This window comes from Burkholderia sp. USMB20, assembly GCF_000949135.2.
In the GTDB taxonomy this organism is placed as follows: domain Bacteria; phylum Pseudomonadota; class Gammaproteobacteria; order Burkholderiales; family Burkholderiaceae; genus Burkholderia.
In genome coordinates, this window is record NZ_JTAN02000003.1 from 346,079 (window position 1) to 369,105 (window position 23,027).

At 67.8% G+C, this 23,027-nt stretch carries 20 protein-coding genes; 15 read left to right on the top strand and 5 right to left on the bottom strand.

Annotation, left to right across the window (positions count from 1 at the left end):
• Positions 1–128 precede the first annotated feature (128 nt).
• The gene (locus tag PL79_RS05620) at positions 129–473 is read left to right on the top strand and encodes a DUF4148 domain-containing protein (protein WP_044845294.1); all 345 of its coding nucleotides are present in this window, start codon (positions 129–131) and stop codon (positions 471–473) included.
• A 116-nt stretch (positions 474–589) separates the two neighbouring features.
• Here the strand turns inward: PL79_RS05620 and PL79_RS05625 are convergent, their stop codons facing one another.
• Positions 590–910, bottom strand: a complete 321-nt coding sequence (locus tag PL79_RS05625) for a hypothetical protein (protein WP_044845295.1) — start codon at positions 908–910, stop codon at positions 590–592.
• A 427-nt stretch (positions 911–1,337) separates the two neighbouring features.
• Here PL79_RS05625 and PL79_RS05630 point away from each other — a divergent pair, with 427 nt between their 5' ends.
• A complete protein-coding gene (locus PL79_RS05630; RefSeq protein WP_044845296.1) occupies positions 1,338–2,072 on the top strand; it encodes a peptidoglycan DD-metalloendopeptidase family protein in 735 nt (244 codons plus the stop codon).
• A gap of 48 nt (positions 2,073–2,120) precedes the next feature.
• Here the strand turns inward: PL79_RS05630 and PL79_RS05635 are convergent, their stop codons facing one another.
• Positions 2,121–2,759 (bottom strand): Pr6Pr family membrane protein, encoded by a 639-nt coding sequence (locus PL79_RS05635; protein WP_044845321.1) that lies wholly within the window; start codon positions 2,757–2,759, stop codon positions 2,121–2,123.
• A gap of 230 nt (positions 2,760–2,989) precedes the next feature.
• Between PL79_RS05635 and PL79_RS05640 the strand changes: the two genes are divergently transcribed.
• From PL79_RS05640 to PL79_RS05665, 5 genes are all read left to right on the top strand, one after another.
• Positions 2,990–3,526, top strand: a complete 537-nt coding sequence (locus tag PL79_RS05640; RefSeq protein WP_044845297.1) for a cytochrome b — start codon at positions 2,990–2,992, stop codon at positions 3,524–3,526.
• A 156-nt stretch (positions 3,527–3,682) separates the two neighbouring features.
• Positions 3,683–4,051, top strand: a complete 369-nt coding sequence (locus tag PL79_RS05645) for a DUF2946 domain-containing protein (protein ID WP_044845298.1) — start codon at positions 3,683–3,685, stop codon at positions 4,049–4,051.
• A gap of 83 nt (positions 4,052–4,134) precedes the next feature.
• Positions 4,135–6,267, top strand: a complete 2,133-nt coding sequence (locus tag PL79_RS05655; protein WP_044845299.1) for a TonB-dependent copper receptor — start codon at positions 4,135–4,137, stop codon at positions 6,265–6,267.
• 232 nt (positions 6,268–6,499) lie between these two features.
• Positions 6,500–7,594 carry a triacylglycerol lipase gene (locus PL79_RS05660; protein ID WP_044845300.1) on the top strand — a complete coding sequence of 365 codons (1,095 nt, stop codon included), beginning with the start codon at positions 6,500–6,502 and terminating at the stop codon, positions 7,592–7,594.
• A 3-nt stretch (positions 7,595–7,597) separates the two neighbouring features.
• Complete coding sequence (locus tag PL79_RS05665) at positions 7,598–8,632, top strand: lipase secretion chaperone (RefSeq protein ID WP_044845301.1); 1,035 nt, start codon at positions 7,598–7,600, stop codon at positions 8,630–8,632.
• A 21-nt stretch (positions 8,633–8,653) separates the two neighbouring features.
• Here the strand turns inward: PL79_RS05665 and pdxR are convergent, their stop codons facing one another.
• Positions 8,654–10,180, bottom strand: a complete 1,527-nt coding sequence (gene pdxR / locus PL79_RS05670) for a MocR-like pyridoxine biosynthesis transcription factor PdxR (protein WP_044845302.1) — start codon at positions 10,178–10,180, stop codon at positions 8,654–8,656.
• A gap of 108 nt (positions 10,181–10,288) precedes the next feature.
• Between pdxR and PL79_RS05675 the strand changes: the two genes are divergently transcribed.
• The 5 genes from PL79_RS05675 to PL79_RS05695 all read left to right on the top strand — a co-directional run bounded on the left by PL79_RS05675 (position 10,289) and on the right by PL79_RS05695 (position 16,457).
• The gene (locus PL79_RS05675) at positions 10,289–11,383 is read left to right on the top strand and encodes an ABC transporter ATP-binding protein (RefSeq protein ID WP_044845303.1); all 1,095 of its coding nucleotides are present in this window, start codon (positions 10,289–10,291) and stop codon (positions 11,381–11,383) included.
• A 78-nt stretch (positions 11,384–11,461) separates the two neighbouring features.
• Complete coding sequence (locus PL79_RS05680; RefSeq protein ID WP_044845304.1) at positions 11,462–12,508, top strand: ABC transporter substrate-binding protein; 1,047 nt, start codon at positions 11,462–11,464, stop codon at positions 12,506–12,508.
• A 93-nt stretch (positions 12,509–12,601) separates the two neighbouring features.
• Positions 12,602–13,876: an ABC transporter permease gene (locus tag PL79_RS05685; protein ID WP_044845305.1), complete on the top strand. Its 1,275-nt coding sequence runs from the start codon at positions 12,602–12,604 to the stop codon at positions 13,874–13,876.
• Positions 13,877–13,913: 37 nt separating this feature from the next.
• On the top strand, positions 13,914–14,750 hold the full coding sequence (locus PL79_RS05690; protein ID WP_044845306.1) for an ABC transporter permease: 837 nt from the start codon (positions 13,914–13,916) through the stop codon (positions 14,748–14,750).
• Positions 14,751–15,011: 261 nt separating this feature from the next.
• On the top strand, positions 15,012–16,457 hold the full coding sequence (locus PL79_RS05695) for an MFS transporter (protein ID WP_082088534.1): 1,446 nt from the start codon (positions 15,012–15,014) through the stop codon (positions 16,455–16,457).
• Between the two features lie 82 nt (positions 16,458–16,539).
• On the opposite strand, the gene PL79_RS05700 is transcribed toward PL79_RS05695, so the two are convergent.
• Positions 16,540–18,279: a S53 family peptidase gene (locus PL79_RS05700; protein ID WP_044845307.1), complete on the bottom strand. Its 1,740-nt coding sequence runs from the start codon at positions 18,277–18,279 to the stop codon at positions 16,540–16,542.
• 698 nt (positions 18,280–18,977) lie between these two features.
• Between PL79_RS05700 and PL79_RS05710 the strand changes: the two genes are divergently transcribed.
• Genes PL79_RS05710 through PL79_RS05720 form a run of 3 tightly spaced genes read left to right on the top strand, consistent with a single transcriptional unit; the run spans position 18,978 to position 20,163 of the window.
• Entirely contained in the window at positions 18,978–19,304 is a 327-nt protein-coding gene (locus tag PL79_RS05710) for an ArsR/SmtB family transcription factor (protein ID WP_044845308.1), read from the top strand.
• Positions 19,301–19,732 carry an SRPBCC family protein gene (locus PL79_RS05715; RefSeq protein WP_044845309.1) on the top strand — a complete coding sequence of 144 codons (432 nt, stop codon included), beginning with the start codon at positions 19,301–19,303 and terminating at the stop codon, positions 19,730–19,732. The genes PL79_RS05710 and PL79_RS05715 overlap by 4 nt, the downstream gene beginning before the upstream one ends.
• The gene (locus PL79_RS05720; protein ID WP_044845310.1) at positions 19,729–20,163 is read left to right on the top strand and encodes a DUF1801 domain-containing protein; all 435 of its coding nucleotides are present in this window, start codon (positions 19,729–19,731) and stop codon (positions 20,161–20,163) included. The genes PL79_RS05715 and PL79_RS05720 overlap by 4 nt, the downstream gene beginning before the upstream one ends.
• A gap of 116 nt (positions 20,164–20,279) precedes the next feature.
• Here the strand turns inward: PL79_RS05720 and acnA are convergent, their stop codons facing one another.
• Complete coding sequence (gene acnA / locus PL79_RS05725; RefSeq protein WP_044845311.1) at positions 20,280–22,997, bottom strand: aconitate hydratase AcnA; 2,718 nt, start codon at positions 22,995–22,997, stop codon at positions 20,280–20,282.
• Positions 22,998–23,027: the final 30 nt, after the last annotated feature.

Consider the following 23,027-nt stretch of genomic DNA (forward strand, 5'->3'; position numbering starts at 1 on the left):
TTGTTGGTTCCGAGGAAACAGTGTTTTCGCTCTTTCATGGTTTTCCCTAGGTGATCTCGGGGCTAAACTTTGTTCCATCGCTGCAGACATGGTGTGTGCGGCGGAGCAAAAAAATCCCGGAGGTAATCATGAAATCGCTGATCGCAACGTTCGCTGCAGCTGCCGTCCTCGCCGTTCCCGCCGTCTCGTTCGCCCAACAGAACGCCCCCGTCACCCGTGCGCAGGTGAAGGCCGAACTGGCCCAGCTGCAACAGGCCGGCTACAAGCTGGGCAGCGACCGTACCGACTACCCGGCAAGCATCCAGGCAGCTGAAGCCCGCGTGAACCCGCAACAGAACGTCGCCGCTGCCGATACGAGCGGCTACGGTGCGCAACCGGCCGCCCAGCAAGAATCGGGCGCTCCGGCTGCTGCCAAGACCGGCTGGCAGGTCAAGCGCGTGTCGGACGGTGCACCGGTCTACAAGGGTCGTTGATCGTCATCGATCGCCGGCCGCATGGGCGGCCTGATCTGACCCCCGCGCAGTACACGCAGCCCGTCGTTCCGAATCACGGAACGACGGGCTGTTTTTCATTGGCGGCGCCCGCCGCGTCAGTGCAGCGGCCGCGGGCCGCGGCCGATGTCCCGGAACAGCGCGTCGCCCGGTTCCAGCGCCTGCAGCCATGCTTCGTCGTAGCCGCTCAGCGTGTCGAGCGCGTCGCGCAGCCGCTCGATTGCGAGTACCGGCAGCTCGACGCTGTGCCGGGTAGCGCCGCTCAGGTGCGCGACGCTCGCCAGCTGGACGAGGGCGTCCGCGGCTTCGGCGACGTCCGTCGCGAACAACAGGTGCCGGTTGAGCAGTTCGACGAGGCCGCTGGAACCGGCGAAATCCTCGGCGTTGAGCTGCACGGACAGAAACGTCGCATTGTTCATGGTTTTCTCCTCGTTATCGCTGGAACGTGCGGTGCTCCTCCGAGTATAGGAGGCGGCCGGCAGCGGGGCGGCGCTCATGGGTGCGATACGGCTGCCCGCCGCGGGACGGCCGGCCGGAAGTCCGCGGGATGACCCGCGCGGCGCGGCCTGCCGCCCGCCGGCACCCGTTCGTGGCGCCGCAAGATTGTTGCCGGCCGGGGCGTCTGCCGCGGTCCTGACCGCGACAAATGGTATCTTTGCCGATCGGGACGACACAAAGATGGCGCGAAGAAGGGGCCGGTGAGCCTTTTCGCGTCGACGTCCCGCGGTGGAAACTGACGGCCGCGAGAGCGGTCGGATACTGGTTGGTCCGGCCGTTCGGCCGGACATCGTGCGTCGCACGCCGGAGGGCGGTGGGCGGCGCAACGACGCAAATCCGGGAGGACCCTTGAGAAAAACGATTCCGATCCACGATGCGCTCACGCGCTGGTTGCCGCAGGCGGCGTTCGTCGCCGCGGCCGCCGCGCTGACGGGCTGTACGATGACGCCGTGGACCGACAGCTGGCAGCCGGTGCGGCAGTCGACGCCGGCGTCGGTTGCCACGCCGGGCGTGATCGCCGGCTATTACCGCGTGAATCCAGGCGACACGCTCGCCGGCATCGCCGCCGCCTACGGGCAGCGCGTGCAGGACCTGGCCGGCTGGAACCACATGTCGCCGAATGACGCCGTGTATCCCGGCCAGGTGCTGCGCGTCGCGCCGCCGCCTGCGGCGACGTCGCTCGGGCAGCCGTCCGCGGCGGCCGCGCAGCCGGGCTCGCTGGCATGGCCGGCCACGGGCATCGTCGCGACGCCGTTCTCGGCCGGCAAGACGCGCGGCATCGTGATCGCCGCGTCGGGGCCCGACCGTTCGGTGCGGGCCGCGGCCAACGGGCGGGTGGTGTACGCCGGCTCCGGCGTCAAGGCGTATGGCCCGCTCGTGATCCTGAAGCACGACAACGGGCTCATTACGGCCTACGGGCACAATGGCAGGCTGCTCGTCAACGAAGGCGACGCGGTGCGCGCGGGCCAGCCGGTCGCCGAGATGGGCACCGACGCGAGCGGCCGCGCGACTTTCGAGTTCGAAGTCCGGCAGAACGGCAAGGTCGTCGACCCGATGAACTTCCTGCCGCGCAACGGCGGCTGACGCGCCGCTTCACGACGTGTGCGCCGTGCGGCGCACACGCTCCCGCCTTCACCCTTCCTCGAGCGCCGCGGCGTCGGACTGCCTCGCATGATTGCCGAGCCAGCGGATGCCCAGCGCGAGCCCTGCCGCGCCGAGCGCGATCATCGAGCACTGGATCGCGACCGGCAGGTAGCCGTGCGGCCGCGGATCGACGAACGGATAGGGATACCAGTTCTCCAGCGCGCCGCGCACGAGCGTATAGCCGAGATAGATCACCGGAAAGCCGAGCCACGCAACCGCGCTGCGCCACGGGATCGGCGAGCGCGGCTCCACGTACAGCCAGTCGCACAGCACCACGAGCGGTACGATCCGGTGCAGGACCCAGTTGTTGAGGGCCGGCGTGACGTGGCGCAGCGCATCGAGCCGCGCGAGCAGCAGTTCGTAGACGATCGCGGTGATCAGCACGTAGAGCACGGCGGCGCCGCGCATCGATTCGTAGCGGGCCGAGCCGGGACGCGTGATGCGCGACAGCCCCGCGACCAGCATGGCCGCTGCATACAGGCTGCTCAGTTGGGTGAAGTAGCTGAGGTAGTTGCCGAGATGGAAGGCCGGCATGCCCCAGTTGCCGGCGACGCTGTGCAGCGTGGTGGACACCGCGAGCAACGCGGCGATCAGCCGGTAGGCCGCAACGAAGATCGCTTTGCTCATGATGCCCGCGCAACGTCGCACCAAAGCTTCATCGTGCCACAGCCGCGCACGGGCGCGATGCGGATTTTCCATATGGCGGCACCGTGGAACGGGCCGCGCGGATTCGTCGGATATTTGATCCGGTCGCACAACGCCGGCCACGCGCGAGGCTACAATCGGGGCAGCCGCCGGGCCCCGGCCAGCCCGGCACGGGCCTCCCCGCATACCACACGAGAAACACGAGACAACGCATGAAAAACATCCTCGCGAAACAGACGCGCTACAGCGCGCCCGCAATTTTCTTCCACTGGGTCATCTTCCTGCTGGTGGCACTCGCCTACCTGGCCATCGAGATTCGCGGACCGAAAGGCAGCGACAGCCGCGTGTTCTGGATGAACGTGCACTTGCTGGCAGGCACGTTCGTGCTCGTGCTGTCCGTGCTGCGCGTGCTGTGGCGGATGGTCAGCCGCGTGCCGGAGCCGATTCCGCAGGCGACGCTGCTCAAGTGGCTGTCGATGCTCGCCCATGTCGCGCTGTATGTCTTCATCATCGCGCAGCCGCTGCTCGGCATCATGCTCGTCAACATGGGCGGCAAGCCCGTGTCGCTCGACTGGATCGGCGTGTCGTTCACGCTGTTCGGCCCAGACAAGGCGCTGCGGCCGACGATCAAGGAAGCGCACGAACTGATCGGCAACGCGTTCTACTTCGTGATCGGCCTGCATGCGCTGGCCGCGCTTTACCACCACTTCATCCGGCGCGACGACGTGCTGCGACGCATGGCGCCGTGATCGCCGCGCGCTGAAGCCGCGCAGCATCCGGGGGCGCATGGTTGTTGACGCAACCATGCGCCCCCGATCCGTTTACCCCGATGCGCGGCTGGCCATCGCGGCGAACATTCTGTAACATCTCGGCTGTTTTTACGTTCCGCTTACGCATCGCCGCGCATGCTGCACCGACATCGTCACCTGACCGCCTGGCTCGGCGTGTTCGCGATCTGGCTCGCGATCGCGGCGCCGCTGGTGTCGCAGTGGCGCATCGCGCAGGCGACGACTCCCGACGCAATCGTCTGTAGTGCAGAGCATGGTGCGCACCGTGCGCCCGATGCAGGCCACGCGCACGATTACGCGCGGCATCTCGATGCGTGTGGCTACTGCGGCTTCTTCGCGCACAGTCCAGCGATCGGCGGCGCGGCCGCCGTATCGTTCGCCTTCGTCCCCGCTCATGCCGTTTCCGCCGCCGCGCCGCATGCCGTCGCGGCGCGCGCCGACCGCTACCCGCGCGCATATCCACGCGCACCGCCCGAGCGCGCCTGACGCGCTGTCTTCCGATTCTTTCATCGCCGATATCCGTGCGGTCCGTCGAGGCCGCGTGGAGGGCGTCACTCGGGCTTTCGATCATGACCATTCTTTCCTTGCGCGCGCCGAGGGCGTCGCGCCATTCCCGTGTGCGGCGCGTGCCGCGCATGCTGAAACTCACCGTTCCCGCGCTCGCCGTCGGCGCGATGACCGCGGCGGCGGCCGCGACCGAATCCGCACGTGCGTCCGGGGCGCCGACGGACGACGCGGCCACGCTGCTGCCGCCCGTCGAAGTCGTTGCGTCGCCGCTGACGACGCCGCTCGTCGTCGTCACGGATCCGAAGACGCCGCGCCAGCCGCTGCCGGCGAGCGACGGCGCGGACTACCTGAAGACGATTCCCGGCTTCACGTCGATCCGCAGCGGCGGGACGAACGGCGACCCCGTGCTGCGCGGGATGTTCGGTTCGCGGCTGAACATTCTCGCGAACGGGATGCCGACGCTCGGCGCCTGCCCGAACCGGATGGACGCGCCGACCTCGTATATCGCGCCGGAAAGCTATGACAAGGTCACGGTCGTGAAGGGCCCGCAGACCGTGCTGTACGGCCCCGGCGCCTCGGCCGGCACCGTGCTGTTCGAACGCGTGACGCCGCGTTTCGAGCGTCCCGGCATGCGGTTCGACGGCAGCGTGGTCGGCGGCTCGTTCGGCCGCAACGACCAGAACGTCGACGTGACGGCCGGCACGCCGGACGTCTACGGCCGCGTGACCGCGAATCACGCGCATGCGCAGGACTACGACGACGGCAACGGCAATACCGTGCCGTCGCAATGGGACAAGTGGAACGCCGACGCGGCGCTCGGCTGGACACCCGACGATCACACGCGCGTCGAGCTGACGGCGGGCACCGGCGACGGCTATGCGCGCTACGCCGGGCGCGGGATGGACGGCGCGCATTTCCGCCGCGAGACGTTCGGCCTGTCGTTCGACAAGCGGCATCTCGGCGACGTGCTCGACCGGATCGAGGCGCGCGTGTACTACAACGAAGCCGACCACGTGATGGACAACTATACGTTGCGGCAGCCCGACCCGACCAGCAGCATGCCGATGCGAATGGCATCCGAGGTGCGGCGCCGCACGCTCGGCGCGCGGGCGGCGGCGACCTTCCGTTTCGGTGACGACTTCAAGCTCGTGACCGGCGTCGACGCGCAGTCGAACCGGCTCGACGCGCGCTCGGCGATGGGGCGGCAGAACTACGGCGACCAGCCGTGGGACGCGCAGGCAACGATGTGGAACGCCGGTGCGTTCGGCGAGCTGACGTGGTATGCGAGCGATGCGTCGCGCGTGATCGGCGGTGCGCGGGTCGACTACGCGAGCGCGCGCGACAAGCGTGCGACGACGAGCGGGATGATGGCGAGCAAGCCGAATCCGACTTTCGACGACGATCGCGCGCGCGTGCTGCCGAGCGGATTCGTGCGTTACGAGCGCGATCTCGCGTCGCTGCCGGTCACATGGTATGCGGGGATCGGCCATGCGCAACGCTATCCCGACTACTGGGAGCTGTTCTCCGCGAAGCGCGGGCCCGCCGGCTCGATCAACGCGTTCTCGGCAGTGCAGCCGGAGAAGACCACGCAGCTCGACATCGGCGCGCAGTACAAGAGCGACCGGTTCGATGCATGGGTGTCGGCCTACGCGGGATATGTACAGGACTACATCCTGTTCAACTACGCGGCCGGGATGATGGGCCCGACCACGCAGGCAAGCAACGTCAACGCGCAGATCATGGGCGGCGAAGCCGGCGTGTCGTGGCGGCCGGTCGCGCCGCTGCGCGTCGAGACGTCGCTCGCGTATGCGTGGGGGCGCAACACGACGAGCGGCGATCCGCTGCCGCAGATGCCGCCGCTCGAGGCGCGCTTCGGGCTCGAGTACACGCGCGGCGCATGGTCGGCCGGCGGGCTGTGGCGGGTCGTTGCGCCGCAGCATCGCTATGCGGTGAACGAGGGCAATGTGGTCGGCAAGGACTTCGGCCCGAGCGCCGGCTTCGGCGTCCTGTCGCTGCATGCGCAGTACAACGTCAGCAAGAAGGTGCAGATCTCGATCGGCGTCGACAACGTGCTGGACAAGGCCTACACCGAGCACCTGAACCTCGCCGGCAACGCGGGCTTCGGCTATCCGGCGAACGCGCCGGTAATGGAGCCGGGGCGCACGGCATGGGTGCGCGTGAGCGCGAAACTGTGACGTGCGGCGCGCGTGTGCGATGCAGCATGCGTGCGCGTGGTTGCAACCCCCGCCCGAACGGGCGGGGCGCGTCAACCGATTAGAGAACCGTATCTAGTCAGGGCGCAAACGTTCGCGACTCGTGATTCACTCCCGCATTCGATGCACACGGTACCCGTGACCGTTCGCGACGTGCCGTGCGCGTCGATCCGATCTCATTCGCACCGGCAGCACAATAATCAGGAGAACATGCATGGCCAGATCGATGCGTTCCAGGATGGTGGCAGGGGCAGTGGCATGCGCGATGAGCGTCGCGCCGTTCGCGGGGACGACCGCGGTGATGACGCTCGCGACGACGCACGCGGCGATGGCGGCAACCGCGCCGGCGGACAATTACGCGGCGACGCGTTACCCGATCATCCTCGTGCACGGGCTCACCGGCACCGACAAGTACGCGGGCGTGCTCGAGTACTGGTACGGCATCCAGGAGGACTTGCAACAGCACGGCGCGACCGTCTACGTCGCGAACCTGTCGGGGTTCCAGAGCGACGACGGGCCGAACGGGCGCGGCGAACAGCTGCTCGCTTACGTGAAGACGGTGCTTGCCGCGACCGGCGCGACCAAGGTGAACCTGGTCGGTCACAGCCAGGGCGGCCTCACGTCGCGTTATGTCGCAGCCGTCGCGCCCGATCTCGTCGCGTCGGTCACGACGATCGGCACGCCGCATCGCGGCTCGGAGTTCGCCGATTTCGTGCAGGGCGTGCTCGCCTACGATCCGACCGGATTGTCGTCGTCGGTGATCGCCGCGTTCGTCAATGTGTTCGGCATCCTGACGAGCAGCAGCAACAACACCAACCAGGACGCGCTCGCCGCACTGAAGACGCTGACGACCGCCCAGGCCGCCGCGTACAACCGGAGTTACCCGAGTGCCGGCCTCGGCGCGCCGGGCAGTTGCCAGACGGGCGCGCCGACGGAGACCGTCGGCGGCAATACGCACCTGCTGTATTCGTGGGCCGGCACGGCGGTCCAGCCGACCGTTTCCGCCTTCGGCGTCACGGGCGCGACGGATACCAGCACGATCCCGGTGATCGATCCGGCAAATGCGCTCGACCTGTCGACACTCGCATTGTTCGGCACGGGCACGGTGATGATCAATCGCGGTTCAGGCCAGAACGACGGACTCGTGTCGAAGTGCAGCGCGCTGTACGGGAAGGTGCTGGGCACGAGCTACAAGTGGAACCATCTCGACGAGATCAACCAGTTGCTCGGCGTGCGCGGTGCGTATGCGGAAGATCCGGTCGCGGTGATCCGCACGCATGCGAACCGACTGCAGCTCGCGGGCGTGTGATCGATGACGACACGCGAAGGACGCGCGCCGCTCGCGCGGCGCGTTGTGGTCTACGGCGCGGTGGGGCTGGCGGCGATCGCCGGCGTCGCGATCTGGACCGGTACGGCATCGCATCGCGGCGCCGACGCGCCGCATGCGTCGGCGGATGCCGCAGCCCTCGGCGGCGTGAACGCCGCGCCGTCGCAGCCCGCATTGCCGGCGAGCGCTGGCCTGCCGCCGCCGCTCGCCGATTCCAGTGCGCCGCGGCTGCCGCTCGACACCGGCGGCCACCTTGCGAAGTCGCGCGCGGTGCGCGATTTCTTCGATTATTGCCTGACCGCGCGGAGCGACTTGAGCGCGCCCGCGCTCGATGCGCTCGTCGTGCGCGAGATCGCCGCCCAGCTCGACGGCACGGTCGCGCAACCCGAGGCGCTCGACGTCTGGCATCGATACCGCACGTATCTCGACGCGCTCGCGAAGCTGCCGGAGGCGGGTGCGGTCGACAAGTCCGATCTCGGCGCGCTGCAGCTCGCGCTCGACCAGCGCGCGTCGATCGCGTATCGGACGCTCGGCGACTGGAGCCAGCCGTTCTTCGGCACCGAGCAGTGGCGGCAGCGCTACGATCTCGCGCGGCTGAAGATTACGCAGGACCCTGCGCTGACGGAGGCGCAAAAGGCGGAGCGGCTCGCGGCGCTCGCGCAGCAGATGCCGGCCGACGAACGCGTGGCACGGCAGACGGCCGACCGGCAGCAGGCCGCGATCGACCAGATCGCGCAGTTACGGAAGAGTGGGGCGACGCCCGATGCGATGCGCGCGCAACTGACGCAGACACTCGGCCCGGAAGCCGCCGCGCGCGTCGCGCAGATGCAGCAGGAGGACGCGTCGTGGCAGAGCCGCTACGCCGACTATGCGGCGCAGCGTGCGCAGATCGGCGCGGCCGGATTGTCGCCGCAGGATCGCGACGCGCAGATCGCCGCGCTGCGTCAGCGCATGTTCACGAAGCCCGGCGAAGCGCTGCGCGCGGCGTCGCTCGACCGCGGCGCGGCTGCCGCGCAGTAATGCGCGCAATCGCGCACGCGCTCATGCCGCGCGCGTGAAGCGCCGCGGCAGATGCCGTTCGATGGTGGCCGCGAGCGTGTCGAACGCGGGGCCGATGCGTTCGTGCGCGACGCACGCGTAGCCGAGCAGCAGCCCGCGCCGCGCAGTGTCCAGGCTGCTGTAGTAGCTGGTCAGCGGGCGCACGATCACGCCCGCGTCGAATGCGCTTTGCGTGACTGCGCGATCGTCGCACGTGTCGGGCAGGCCGAGCACCAGATGGAGTCCCGCCTCGTCGCCCATCACGGGCAACGCGTCGCCGAAGCGCGCATGGATCGCATCGATCAGCAACTGCCGGCGCTCGCCGTACAGCGTGCGCATCCGCCTGACGTGCGAAGTCAGGTGCCCGTCCATGATGAACTCCGCGAGCACGGCCTGCTGCATCAGCTGGCCCTCGCGATACAGCTCCGACAGCCCGGTGCGGAACGTGTCGACCAGATGCTCCGGCACGACCATGTAGCCCATCCGCAGGCCCGGGAACAGCATCTTGCCGAGGCTGCCGACGTAGATCACGCGGCCGCCGTCGTCGAGCCCCTGCAGCGACGCGAGCGGCCGGCTGCCGTAGCGGAATTCGCTGTCGTAGTCGTCCTCGATGATCCAGCAGCGGTGCTGGCGTGCGTACTCGAGCAGCATCCGGCGGCGCGCGAGGCTCATCACCATCCCGAGCGGATACTGATGCGACGGCGTGACGAGCACGAGCCGCGGCGGATGCTGCATGTCGCCCGCGCTCGGATCGAGGCCTTCCTGGTCGACCGGCACCGGCGTGAGCGCGAGGCCGGTCGCCTGCAGCACGCTGCGCACGCCCCAGTAGCACGGTTCCTCGACCCACGCGCGATCGCCGATGTCGGACAGCAGCCGCACCGCGAGGTCGATCGACTGGTGGATGCCGGTCGTGATGATCACCTGGTCCGGCGTGCATTTGACCGAGCGCGCGACGCGCAGGTAGTCGGCGAGCGCGCGGCGCAGCGGCCGGTAGCCGCCGCCCGGCGCATAGGTCAGCAATTCGGGATTCGCTTCCTTCCACAGGCGCGCCTGCAGGCGGCTCCAGGTGCGGCTCGGGAATTCCGACACGTCCGGCACGCCCGGCATGAACGCGCCCCACTGGCGCCGCGACACGCCCGCGTGCTCGATCAGCTGCCGGCCGCGCATCGACAGGCCGCCTTGTGCGTCCTGCTGCAGCGCCGCATCGGCATCGGACGGCTGCGGTGCGGCGGCGCCCGGCACGCGGATCGCGGCCGCGTCCGGCCGCGTGTCGGCCACGTAGGTGCCGCTGCCGGTCGTCGTCAGCACGTAGCCTTCGGCCGTCAGCTGGTCGTACACGTGCAGCACGGTATTGCGCGCGATCGACAGGTCTGCCGCGAGCGTGCGCGAACTCGGCAGCTTTGTGCCTGGCCCTAATTCTCCGGTGAGAATGGCCTGCTGCATCAGTTGCAGCAGTTGCCGGTACATCGGCTCGGACGAGCCGCGGTCGAGACGGGCCGAGAGCCAGTCGCCCAGGATCACGGTATCCAAAGTGGTCCTACTAGGAATATTGAAATGGTTCCCTAGTATAGAACCGTGCGCGCCGTATAGTGGCTCGCATCTCAAAAACGTTTGTCGCGCAGCAAGGGGACAGCCACAATGAAGTCCGATGATGTGATCGTCAGCTTTCGCGGCGTGCGGAAGACCTACGACGGCGAGACGCTGGTCGTCAAATCGCTCGACCTCGATATCCACCGAGGGGAATTCCTGACGCTGCTCGGGCCGTCCGGCTCGGGCAAGACCACCTGCCTGATGATGCTGGCGGGCTTCGAGTTCCCGACGGGCGGCGAGATCCGCCTCGACGGCGAGCTGCTGAATACCGTGCCGCCGCACAAGCGCAATATCGGCATGGTGTTCCAGAACTACGCGCTGTTTCCGCACCTGACGGTCGAGCAGAACGTCGCGTATCCGCTGACGGTGCGCAAGCTCGCGGCCGCCGAGCGCGCGGAGCGCGTCGCGCATGCGCTGAAGATGGTGCAGATGGAGCGTTTCGCGAAGCGCTATCCGGCGCAGCTGTCGGGCGGCCAGCAGCAGCGCATCGCGCTCGCGCGTGCCCTCGTGTTCGAGCCGAAGCTCGTGCTGATGGACGAGCCGCTCGGCGCGCTCGACAAGCAGTTGCGCGAACACATGCAGTACGAACTGAAGGCGCTGCACGAGAAGCTCGGCGTGACCTTCGTGTACGTGACGCACGACCAGGGCGAGGCGCTGACGATGTCCGATCGCGTCGCCGTGTTCGACAAGGGCATCGTGCAGCAGCTCGATACCGTCGACCGCCTGTACGAATCGCCGTGCAACGAATTCGTCGCGAACTTCATCGGCGACAGCAACCGGCTGCGCGGCACCATCGCGCGCGTCGACGGCGAATTCTGCGAATTCCGGCTGGACGACGGCACGCAGCTCGTCGGGCGCCGCATCGGCGACGCGGCCGAAGGCGCGCCGGCCGTCGCGTGCATCCGCCCCGAACGCATGAGCCTCGCGAATGGGCACATGAACGGCAGCACCGCCAACCGCGTCACCGGCGAGGCGCGCAGCCTCATCTATTTCGGCGATCACGTGCGCATGCGCTGCGCGCTGCCGGGCCAGGACGAATGCTTCGTGAAGGTGCCGCTCGGCACGGGCGCGCTCGACGCGTTCTCGCCCGGCGCGCCGGTATCGCTCGCATTCGCGCCCGAGCACCTGCGCGTGTTCGCCTGACACTGGGTTTTCCCGCTTTATCGCTGCACGTCGTCAACAACAACTGCCCACTTCCACCACGAGAGGAGAGGAACCATCATGAACGGAGCAAGCACTACCGCGCGTCGCACCGCGCTCGCACTGGCGCTCGCCGTCGTCGGCGCATCGGCCACGGCGGCCGAACTCACGGTCGTCAACTTCGGCGGCGCGAACGGCGACGCACAGAAGGCCGCATTCAACCAGCCGTTCGAGAAGGCGACCGGCAACAAGGTCACGGCCGTCGAGTACAACGGCGAGCAGGCGAAAGTGAAGGCGATGGTCGAGGCGAAGCACGTCAACTGGGACGTGGTCGAAGTCGAGTCGGGCGACCTGAACCGCGGCTGCGACGAAGGGCTGTACGAGAAGCTCGACTGGTCGAAGATCGCGAAGAAGTCCGACCTGATTCCGGAATCGCCGCAGGTGTGCGGCGTCGGTTTCTTCGTGTGGTCGACCGCGCTCTCGTACAACGCCGACAAGCTGAAGACCGCGCCGACCGGCTGGGCCGATTTCTGGAACGTGAAGAAATTCCCCGGCAAGCGCGGGATGCGCAAGGGCGCGCGCTACAACCTCGAGTTCGCGCTGATGGCCGACGGCGTTTCGACGAAGGACGTATACAAGGTGCTCGGCACGAAGGCCGGCCAGGATCGCGCGTTCAAGAAGCTCGACGAACTGAAGCCGTACATCCAGTGGTGGGAAGCGGGCGCGCAGCCGCCGCAGTTCCTCGTGGCCGGCGACGTCGTGATGTCGACCGCGTACAACGGCCGCATCGACGCCGCGCAGAAGGAAGGCAAGAACCTGAAGGTCGTGTGGAACGGCAGCATCTACGACCTCGACTACTGGGCGATTCCGAAGGGCTCCCCGAACAAGGCGCTGGCCGAACAGTACATCGCGTACACGCTGACGCCGAAGCCGCAGCAAGAGTATGCGCATCACATCGCGTACGGCCCCGCGAACGTCGCGGCGATCAAGTCGCTCGACGCGAAGACGCTCGCGAACCTGCCGAATTCGCCGGCCAACGGCAAGAACGCGGTGCTGGAGGACATCGGCTTCTGGACCGACCACAGCGACGAGCTCGAGCAGCGCTTCGCCGCGTGGGCGACGAAGTAACCGCTACTCAGGTGTCCTGATGCAACCTGCCGCGCGGCGCGTCGAACGCGTCGCGCGGCATTCCGCCGGATCGAGCCCGGCCGGAGAGAACCGTTGAACACGATGACGATCGCTCCTTCCTCGCCGTCGACAGCCGCGCTCAAGCGCGAGCTGAAGGCCGCCGAGGCCCGCAAGCGCACGATGGCGTTGCTGCTGATCGCGCCGCTCGCGATCTTCCTGCTGCTCATCTTCGTCGTGCCGATCGGCACGCTGCTCACGCGCGCGGTGCAGAACCCGGAGATCGCGACCGCGCTGCCGAACACGGTGGCCGCGCTGTCGGGCTGGGACCGCAAGACACCGCCGGCCGATGCCGCGTATGCCGCACTCGCGGCCGACATGACGAAGGTCGCCGACAGCGAGGCGATGGGCGCGCTCGCGCGGCGCCTGAACACCGAGATTCCCGGCTACCGCTCGCTCGTCGCGAAGACGGCGCGCGCGATGCCGCTGAAGGGCGAGGAGGGGGCGGGCACCGCGGCGCTGACACCCGCGCAGACCCGCGCGAAGCTGATCGACCTCGATTCGCGCTGGGGCGAACCCGCGTACTGGCAGGCGATCGCGAAGAACGGCAGCCAGGTGTCGCCGTTCTACCTGCTCGCCGCGCTCGACCACAAGCAGGACGGCTTCGGCCAGATCGTGCGGGCCGATCCCGACCAGTCGATCTATCTGGCGATCTTCGGCCGCACGTTCGTGATCGGCGTCGCGGTCACGCTGTTCGCGCTGCTGCTCGGATATCCGCTCGCGTACTGGATCTCGACGCTGTCCGAGCGCCGCGCGAACCTCGTGATGATCCTCGTGCTGATTCCATTCTGGACCTCGGTGCTGGTGCGCGTCGCCGCATGGATCGTGCTGCTGCAGAGCGAGGGGCTGATCAACACCGCGCTGATCGGCGCCGGGCTGATCTCGCATCCGCTGACGCTGCTGTTCAATCGCGTCGGCGTGTACATCTCGATGACGCACATCCTGCTGCCGTTCATGATCCTGCCGCTGTACAGCGTGATGAAGTCGATCCCGCCGACCTACCAGCGCGCGGCCGTGTCGCTCGGCAGCCATCCGTTCGCCGCGTTCTGGCGCGTGTACGTGCCGCAGACCTATCCGGGCGTCGGCGCGGGCGCGCTGCTCGTGTTCATCCTCGCGATCGGCTACTACATCACGCCCGCGCTGCTCGGCGGGCCGAACGACCAGATGGTCAGCTACTACGTCGCGTACTTCACGAACGTGACGATCAACTGGGGCATGGCGTGCGCGCTCGGCGGGCTGCTGCTCGCGGCGACGCTGGTGCTGTATGCGGTGTACGGGCGCTTCACGCGCACCAACGTGAGCCTCGGCTGAGCGCCGGGGACAGGAAAACGGGAAGGGGAAGCCGACCATGAAACTCGCCAGGCCGCTGTTCGCGCCGCACATGTCGTTCGCCGAGCGCGCGTGGTACGTCGCGTTGCGCGTGCTCGTCGTGCTGACGCTGCTGTACCTGATCCTGCCGGTGCTCGCGATCGTGCCGCTGTCGTTTTCGTCGAGCACGTTCCTCGTCTATCCGATTCCGGGCTTCTCGACGCGCTGGTACGAGAACCTGATCGCATCGGACGAGTGGCGGATGGCCGCGAAGAACAGCTTCATCGTCGCGCCGTCGGCGACCGTCGTCGCGACCGTGCTCGGCACGCTCGCCGCGATCGGCCTCACGAAGGCGGACTTCCGCGGCAAGGGGCTGCTGATGGCCGTGCTGCTGTCGCCGATGATCGTGCCGGTCGTCGTGGTCGGCGTTGGCATGTACCTGTTCTTCGCGCCGCTCGGGCTCGCGAACACCTACACCGGCCTGATCGCCGCGCACGCGGCGCTCGGCGTGCCGTTCGTCGTGACGACCGTGGCCGCGACGCTGCAGGGCTTCAACCAGAACCTGGTGCGCGCGAGCCTGTCGCTCGGCGCGAACCCCGTCACGACGTTCTTCCGCGTGACGCTGCCGGTGATCGCGCCGGGCGTGATGTCGGGCGCGCTGTTCGCGTTCGCGACGTCGTTCGACGAAGTCGTCGTCACGCTGTTCCTCGCGGGCGCGGACCAGACGACGCTGCCGCGCCAGATGTTCACCGGCATTCGCGAGAACATCAGCCCGACGATCGCCGCGCTCGCGACGATCCTGATCATCTTCTCGACGAGCCTGCTGCTCGCGCTCGAATGGCTGCGCGGCCGCAACGCGCGGCGCGCGGTGTCGTAACGGCGGCCGGATGCGTGACGTTGAGCCGGCTGCCGGGCCGGCGATCGTTGCGTTCTCAACGAAGCCGCGCGCCTGACCCGGCGCGGCGAAGCTTTCGTTTCGCTGACTGACGAAGCGGTTGCCTGCACGTTCGATGCGGCTCTGCAACAATACGGCTCGTGGTGCCGCGCGTTCCGTTGCCGTCGCACGCACGGAGCGCCCGTTGCCGCGCCGCTCAATCCGCGACGCCGCGCGTCGCTCGTCAGTCAGCCGAGCCTCATCTTGTCCGAATTCGCATCCCCCGCCGGCACCCGGGAGCCGGCCGTCAACTGGCGCGCGATGTCCGCCGTGCTGCTGGCCGTCGCGCTCGCGACGCTCGACACCGCGATCGCGAACACCGCGCTGCCCGCGATCGCCGCCGACCTGCACGCGTCGCCGGCCGCGTCGGTGTGGATCATCAACGCGTACCAGCTCGCGATGGTCGCGACGCTGCTGCCGTTCGCGTCGCTCGGCGACATCGTCGGCCACAAGCGCGTGTATGTCGGCGGCCTCGCGGTGTTCACGCTCGCGTCGCTCGGCTGCTCGCTCGCGGCGACGCTGCCGCAGCTGACGGCGGCGCGGATCGTGCAGGGCTTCGGCGCGAGCGCGATCATGAGCGTGAACGTCGCGCTGATCCGCAACCTGTTTCCCGCGCACCGGCTCGGGCGCGGCGTCGGCTTCAACGCGCTGGTCGTCGGTGTGTCGTTCGCGGTGGGGCCGACGATCGCGTCGCTGATCCTGTCGGTGGCCGCATGGCCGTGGCTGTTCGCGGTGAACGTGCCGCTCGGCGTGCTCGCGCTTGCCGTGGCGATTCCGTCGCTGCCGCAGACGGCGCGGGGCAAGCACGCGTTCGATCCGCTCGCCGCGCTGTTCAACGTGATCACGTTCGCGTCGCTGATCTTCGCGCTCGGAGAGTTCGCGCAGCGCGGGCCGCTGTCCGTCGTGTTCGCGGCCGCCGCGGTCGCGCTCGCGTTCGGCTGGCTGCTGATCCGCCGCCAGGCCGGGCACCCGGCGCCGATGCTGCCGGTCGACCTGTTTCGCCGGCCCGTGTTCACGCTGTCCGCGCTGACGGCCGTGTGCGCGTTTGCCGCGCAGGGGCTCGCGTTCGTGTCGCTGCCGTTCTACTTCGAAACCGTCCTGCATCGCGACGCGGTCGAGACCGGGTTCCTGATGACGCCGTGGTCGGCGATCGTCGCGCTCGCCGCGCCGATCGCGGGCCGCTTGTCCGACCGTTATCCGCCCGGATTGCTCGGTGCGATCGGGCTCGCGCTGCTGAGCGCGGGGATGGTGTCGCTCGCCGCGTTGCCGGCAGCGCCGAGCGTCGTCGACATCGGCTGGCGGATGATGCTGTGCGGCGCGGGCTTCGGCTTCTTCCAGTCGCCGAACCTGAAGGCGCTGATGTCGAGCGCGCCGCCCGAGCGCAGCGGCGGTGCGAGCGGGATCATCGCGACCGCGCGGCTGATCGGGCAGGCGACCGGCGCGGCGCTCGTCGCGCTGTCGTTCGGGATCGCGGGGCGTCACGGGCCGACGCTCGCGCTGATGCTCGGGGCGGGTTTTGCCGGGGCGGCGAGCGTGGCGAGCGGGCTGCGGCTCTTCGCGCCATCGCACCGGGCCGGCGCGCCGGTCGCGTCGGTCGCGACGGCAGCGACGACAGCGACGACAGCGACGAACGAGCAGGCGACGGAGTAGGGCTCCGCGCCCGCCCGCTGCCCGAATCTTTCCCGGCCGGTGCGCGGCGAACGACCGCCGCGCGCCGGCCTTCGCGTCAGGCTCAGAAGCCGCCCGTCTGGATCAGCTTGTTGAGGTTCGCGATGTTCAGGCTGCCGAAGCCGGTCGTCAGATCCCAGCCGGTGCCTGCTCTGTAGCCATACCCCTGATAGCCGTTGTTCCCTGACACGACGTCATAGCGCACGAGCGACGGATTCGACGGGATGTCCGCATAGAACTTCGCGGCCGGGAAACCGAGGCCCGTGCCGTTCGCCGCGAGCAGACGCGCCCAGAAGCCGGTGAAGATCGGCGCGGCGAGGCTCGTGCCGCCGATCTGCTGCAGCTGGCCGTAGTTGTAGATGTACGCGCCCGTGCTTTGCGCGGCATCGAACGATACGTCGGGCAACTGACGATTGCTGCCCGATTGCCACGCCGGCGCCGGCAGCACCGTGCTGACGCCGCCGCCCGTCGCCCACAGCTTGCCGTTGCCGTCGAGGCCTTCGTTCCACACCGTTTCGTTCGAGAACGCACCCGCCGACGTGGTGTACAGCGTCGTGCCGCCGATCGCGAGCACGTGCGGCGACGCGGCCGGCCACGACACCGTGTAGTTCGCGCCGTCCGGATAGCCGCGGTTGTTGCACTCGTACACGCCTTCGTCGCCCGACGACACCGAGAACGTCTGACCCTGCGCGGCAGCCGTCGTGAAGATCTGCTCTTCGGCGTCGATCGTGCCGTCCGCGTTCGCGTCGGTCTCGCACCAGCCGAGCGACACGTTGATCACCTTCGCGGTGTTGTCCGACACCGCGCGGTTGAACGCCTGCGTGAGCCCCGTGTTGCCGGCGGCGTTCAGGTCCGCCATGTAGAACACGAGCTTGCCGACCTGGCCGCCGGCCGAGCCGACGATCGACTGGCTGTCGAGATCCCATTCGCCCTGGCCGTCCTGGTCGTCGCTGTAGCTGCCGGTCGTGCCGGTGCCGTTGGTCTTCACGGTCTGGGTTGCGACCGTGCCGTAGCCGTTGCTCGACGTGAACTGCTTCAGGTCCTGCAGCGTCTGCGAAACGCCGCCGATCGTGATGATGCCGACGCTCACGCCTGCCGCGGTCGGCACGCCGGTCGCGTTGTAGAGGCCCGGGAATTCCTTCGGATAGTGGCCGGTGGCCGTGCCGGCCGCGAGCGCCTGCGGCTTCGCGACGTTGCCGATGCGCAGCATCGGCCGTGCGCGCGCGACGTTCTGCAACCCGAGCACCGAGCCGACGACGTCTCCGAGCGCGCGCGGCACCTGCGCGGTCGACGCGTTCGCGAAGCCCGAGCGGCCCGCGTACTCGAAGTGCACGAGCGACGTGTTGAACGCGGTCTTCACCGTGCCGGCCGTGCCGCGCGCGGACACCAGCAGCCGGTTCGGCGCGACCTCGATATTCACGAAGCCGCTCTTGCGCAGATAGTCGACGACCGATTTCACTTGCGCGTCGGTGGGCGCGTAGCTGGCGAGGAACTGTTCGTGCGTCAGGTACTGGCGGTAATGCGCGTTGCCGGGCCGGTTCACGTCGTGCGCGAGCTGCTTGAGCTGCGCGGCGTTGCGCAGCTTCAGGCTGACGACGATGTCGGCCGTTTCGCCGGCCGCGAGTTCGAGCGACGGTGCGGCGCTGCGCGCCATCAATTGCGGGCCGGTCAGAAAGGCCTTCGTGTGGGTGTCGACCCAGTCCGTCGTCGCATGCGCCGCGCCGGCGGCGAGCACGAGCGGCCACGCGAATGCGAGGCGGCGCGGCGACGGAAGGGGAAGGGCAAACCAGGCGTTCCTTTTCATCGGGAGTCCTTTTTAGGAGAGACGACGTTGCTGGAAGCCCCGGCCCTTGTGGGGCCGCGAGCGGTGACGAGCGTAGGGCGTCGGCGCCGTTCAGGTAGCTGCCAGTTTCCATAGCTGTCAGTTCTGACATCGGCGTGCTCGCGTGCCGGCGATGCGTCGTTCATGCATGCGGCAGCGGCCCGCGGCAAAGGGAACCGGTTCGCCACGCGACCGCGCATCGGTCGCTGGCGTTTGCGCGCACGACTCGTTCATTGCGGCAGCGGAATGCGCGCGATTGCAGAGCGAAGGACCGTGTGTGGGCGGGCGCTTTCGATCGCGCGTGAACGCATTGCGCGTTGCAATATGTGGTCAGGCGTTGCCGCGCGGCCGGCGCGACGACGTACGAATGCGCGAATGCACAAAAACGGAACCCGTCGATCGCGCGTGTTTCCCGAACTGTGGAACGACGTAGTGGCGAGTCTTGCAGCGTGCTTTCGGTTGGAGCGTCCGGCGAGCAGATTAGAAGAAACGCTCGAATCGGACGGTGGCGCCTCGACGCGCGCGTGATGTTCTTCGCAAGCCGATTCGCCGCCATTCCGTCCGTTCCGGCGAACGTCCCCGCTGCAGGATCGCCTGATGCTTCCTGCGAAATCGCTCCTTGACGTGCGTCGATCCGGGGATATTCTTGAATCCATAACTATCGGGTTATGAATCAAGCCATGCAAAACGTCCCCGACATGCTGTTCAGGACGCTCGCCGATCCGACCCGCCGCGCGCTCTTCGAGCGGCTGTGCGAGGAGGGCGAACTGACGGTCGCCGCGCTGACGGCGCACGCAGGCGTGACGCAGCCGGCGGTATCGAAGCATCTGGGGGTACTGAAGCAGGCCGGGCTCGTGAGCGACCGCCACGAAGGCCGGCAGACGCATTACAGCGCGCAGCCGCAAGCGCTGACACCGTTGATCGACTGGACCAGCCAGATGGCAGGCTTCTGGCAGAACCGGTTCGACGCGCTCGAAGATCTGCTCAAGAGGATGGATCAGTCATGAACCAGGCCACCACTGACACACGCACCGTCGTCGTCGAACGGGAACTGTCGCATCCGCCGGAGAAGGTCTGGCGTGCGCTCACGCAACCGCATCTGATCGAGGCATGGCTGATGCAGAGCGATTTCGAGCCCGTCGCGGGCCGCGCGTTCAGCTTCCGCGCGGACTGGGGTTCGGTCGACTGCACGTTGCTGACGATCGAGCCGCAGCGCGTGCTGTCCTACACGTGGGCCGCGTACGGCCTGGAAAGCGTCGTCACGTGGACGCTCACGCCGACGCCGGTCGGCACGCTGTTGCGGATGGAGCAGGCCGGTTTCCGCGCGGATCAGGAGCAGGCGTACCGCGGTGCGCAGCACGGCTGGACGCAGTTCTTCGCGTCGCTCGAGCAGGTGCTCGCGCGCCCCGATGACGACGAGGAGGGCCGTGCATGAGCGCCTCCGACCTGGAACCGTCGGCTCGCATCGACGCGCTGATCGCAGGCATCGCCGACTGGCGCGGCAAGACGTTCGCCGAACTGCGCGAGACGATCGTCGCCGCCGACGAAGGCATCGTCGAGGAATGGAAATGGATGGGCAGCCCGGTGTGGTCGTGCGACGGGATGATCGCGGTCGCGAACGCGCACAAGGGCAAGGTGAAGCTCACGTTCATGCATGGCGCGCAGCTGCCCGATCCCGACCGGCTGTTCAATGCGGGCCTTGAAGGCAATGCGCGGCGTGCGATCGATTTCCTCGAAGGCGACAAGCTCGACAAACGGGCGCTGAAGCGTCTCGTTCGCGCGGCGATCGACTACAACCGCGCGCACCTGAAGAAGAACGCGCGGCCGGCCGCAGGCGGCAGGACGCGCGCCGACAAGGCCGCATGACGCACCGGCGCGCCGGCACACCGCCGCGCAGGCAAAAAAAGCCCGACACGAGGTCGGGCTTCCAAATCGGCCGCAACCGCCGCGAGGCGGCTGCGGCACCTGCAAAAGCCGCGCGCTTACGCTGCGAGCAGCGAGCGCAGCACGAACGGCAGGATACCGCCGTGCTTGTAGTAGTCGACTTCGATCGGCGTATCGATGCGCAGCAGCACCGGCACGCGGGTCGTTTCGCCGTTCTTGCGGTGAATCACGAGCGTGACGTCCTGCTGCGGCTTGAAGTCGTCGCCGAGGCCTTCGATGTCGTAGGTCTCTTCGCCGGTGATGCCGAGCGACTGGATGCTGTCCGCGCCCTTGAACTGCAGCGGCAGCACGCCCATGCCGACCAGGTTCGAGCGGTGGATCCGCTCGAAGCTGCGTGCGATCACGGCCTTCACGCCGAGCAGCTGCGTGCCCTTCGCGGCCCAGTCGCGCGACGAGCCCGTGCCGTACTCTTCGCCCGCGAACACGACGGTCGGCGTGTCGGCGTCGACGTACTTCATCGCCGCATCGTAGATCGACAGCTGTTCGCCGCTCGGCTGGTGAATCGTCAGGCCGCCTTCGACGCGCGTGCCGTCCGCCTTCGCCGGGATCATCAGGTTCTTGATCCGGACGTTCGCGAACGTGCCGCGCATCATCACGTCGTGGTTGCCGCGGCGCGAACCGTAGCTGTTGAAGTCGGCCTTCTGCACGCCGTTCTCCTTCAGCCACTTGCCTGCCGGCGAGTCTTCCTTGATCGAGCCTGCCGGGCTGATGTGGTCGGTCGTGACCGAGTCACCGAAGATGCCCAGCGCGCGCGCGCCCTTGACCGTCGGGATCGAATCGGCCGGCTCCATCGAGAAGTCGTTGCCGAAGAACGGCGGCTCCGCGATGTAGGTCGACTTCGGCCAGTCGTAGACCTGGCCCGTCTCGCCCTCGATCTTGCTCCAGAGGTCGCCCTTCTTGGTCAGCTTCGAGTAGTTGTCCTCGAACTTCTTCGGGTCGAGCGCGAACTTGAGCAGCGCGTGGATTTCCTCGCTCGTCGGCCAGATGTCGCCGAGGTAGATGTCGTAGCCGTCCTTGCCCTTGCCGACCGGCTCGGTCATCAGGTCGCGCGTGATGTTGCCGGCGATCGCGTAGGCGACGACCAGCGGCGGCGACGCGAGGAAGTTCGCGCGGATGTTCGGGTGGATGCGCGCCTCGAAGTTACGGTTGCCCGACAGCACGGCTGCCGCGACGATGTCGTTCTTCGTGATCGCTTCGTTCAGTTCCGGCGTCAGGTCGCCCGCGTTGCCGATACAGGTCGTGCAGCCGTAGGCGGCGACTTCGAAGCCGAGCTTCGCGAGGTAGGGCAGCAGGCCCGTCTTCGTCAGGTATTCGGTGACGATGCGCGATCCCGGCGCGAGCGAGGTCTTGATGTGCGGCGCGACGGTCAGGCCGGCTTCGACGGCCTTCTTCGCGAGCAGGCCGGCAGCCAGCAGCACGCTCGGGTTCGACGTGTTCGTGCACGACGTGATCGCGGCGATCAGCACGTCGCCGTTCTTCACGTCGACGCCGTTGCTCGTCGTGTACTGCGCGTTCAGGTCGTCCGCCTTCTTCGCGAAGCCGTTTTCCGCGACCGGCTTCGAGAACAGCTCGGTGAACGTCGACTTGACGTTGCCGATCTCGATGCGGTCCTGCGGGCGCTTCGGGCCGGCCAGCGACGGGGCGACGGTTGCAAGATCCAGCGTGACCGTCTTCGTGTAGTCGATGTCGCCGGCCTTCGGAATGCCGAACAGCTTCTGCGCCTTGAAGTAGTTCTCGAACGCGGCGATTTCCGCCTTCGTGCGGCCCGTGCCTTCGAAGTATTCGATGGTCTTTTCGTCGACCGGGAAGAAGCCCATCGTCGCGCCGTATTCCGGCGCCATGTTGCCGATCGTCGCGCGGTCCGGCAGCGACAGCGACTTCGTGCCTTCGCCGAAGAACTCGACGAACTTGCCGACGACCTTTTCCTTGCGCAGCATTTCGGTGATCGTCAGCACCAGGTCGGTGGCCGTCACGCCTTCGCGCAGCTTGCCCTTCAGCTCGACGCCGACGACGTCCGGCGTCAGGAAGTACACCGGCTGGCCGAGCATGCCGGCTTCAGCCTCGATGCCGCCCACGCCCCAGCCGACCACGCCGATGCCGTTGATCATCGTCGTGTGGCTGTCCGTGCCGACGAGGGTATCCGGGTAGTACACGGTGTCGCCGCCGTCCGTCTTCTTGTGGACGCCGCGCGCGAGATATTCGAGGTTCACCTGGTGGACGATGCCGACGCCCGGCGGCACGACCTTGAACGTGTCGAACGCCTGCATGCCCCACTTCATGAACTGGTAGCGCTCGTTGTTGCGCTGGAATTCCAGCTTCATGTTCAGGTCGAGCGCGTCCTTCTGGCGGAAGTAGTCGATCTGGACCGAGTGGTCGACGACGAGATCGACCGGGACCAGCGGCTCGATCTTCTTCGGATTCTTGCCCGAACGCTCCGCGACGCCGCGCATGGCCGCGATGTCGGCGAGCAGCGGCACGCCCGTGAAGTCCTGCAGCACGACGCGCGACACCACGAACGGAATCTCGTCGACGCGCTTCGCGGTCGGCTGCCAGTTCGCGAGCTGCTCGATGTGTTCTTCGGTGATCTTCTTGCCGTCGTAGTTGCGCAGCACGGACTCGAGCACGATACGGATCGACACCGGGAGGCGCTCGATCTTCGTCTTCAGTTCCTTGCCGAGCTGCGGCAGCGAGTAGAACTTGCCTTTGCCGGAACCGCTGTCGAATTCCTTGAGGGTCTTGTGGAGATTGTGGGCCATGGTGATTTTCCTGGGTTTAAGGCTAGGAAA

Coding starts and splice junctions, on each gene's coding strand:
- PL79_RS05620 (WP_044845294.1), top strand. CDS start 129: ATGAAATCGCTGATCGCAACGTTCGCTGCAGCTGCCGTCCTCGCCGTT.
- PL79_RS05625 (WP_044845295.1), bottom strand. CDS start 910: ATGAACAATGCGACGTTTCTGTCCGTGCAGCTCAACGCCGAGGATTTC.
- PL79_RS05635 (WP_044845321.1), bottom strand. CDS start 2,759: ATGAGCAAAGCGATCTTCGTTGCGGCCTACCGGCTGATCGCCGCGTTG.
- PL79_RS05640 (WP_044845297.1), top strand. CDS start 2,990: ATGAAAAACATCCTCGCGAAACAGACGCGCTACAGCGCGCCCGCAATT.
- PL79_RS05645 (WP_044845298.1), top strand. CDS start 3,683: ATGCTGCACCGACATCGTCACCTGACCGCCTGGCTCGGCGTGTTCGCG.
- PL79_RS05655 (WP_044845299.1), top strand. CDS start 4,135: ATGACCATTCTTTCCTTGCGCGCGCCGAGGGCGTCGCGCCATTCCCGT.
- PL79_RS05660 (WP_044845300.1), top strand. CDS start 6,500: ATGGCCAGATCGATGCGTTCCAGGATGGTGGCAGGGGCAGTGGCATGC.
- PL79_RS05665 (WP_044845301.1), top strand. CDS start 7,598: ATGACGACACGCGAAGGACGCGCGCCGCTCGCGCGGCGCGTTGTGGTC.
- PL79_RS05675 (WP_044845303.1), top strand. CDS start 10,289: ATGAAGTCCGATGATGTGATCGTCAGCTTTCGCGGCGTGCGGAAGACC.
- PL79_RS05680 (WP_044845304.1), top strand. CDS start 11,462: ATGAACGGAGCAAGCACTACCGCGCGTCGCACCGCGCTCGCACTGGCG.
- PL79_RS05690 (WP_044845306.1), top strand. CDS start 13,914: ATGAAACTCGCCAGGCCGCTGTTCGCGCCGCACATGTCGTTCGCCGAG.
- PL79_RS05700 (WP_044845307.1), bottom strand. CDS start 18,279: ATGAAAAGGAACGCCTGGTTTGCCCTTCCCCTTCCGTCGCCGCGCCGC.
- PL79_RS05710 (WP_044845308.1), top strand. CDS start 18,978: ATGCAAAACGTCCCCGACATGCTGTTCAGGACGCTCGCCGATCCGACC.
- PL79_RS05715 (WP_044845309.1), top strand. CDS start 19,301: ATGAACCAGGCCACCACTGACACACGCACCGTCGTCGTCGAACGGGAA.
- PL79_RS05720 (WP_044845310.1), top strand. CDS start 19,729: ATGAGCGCCTCCGACCTGGAACCGTCGGCTCGCATCGACGCGCTGATC.
- acnA (WP_044845311.1), bottom strand. CDS start 22,997: ATGGCCCACAATCTCCACAAGACCCTCAAGGAATTCGACAGCGGTTCC.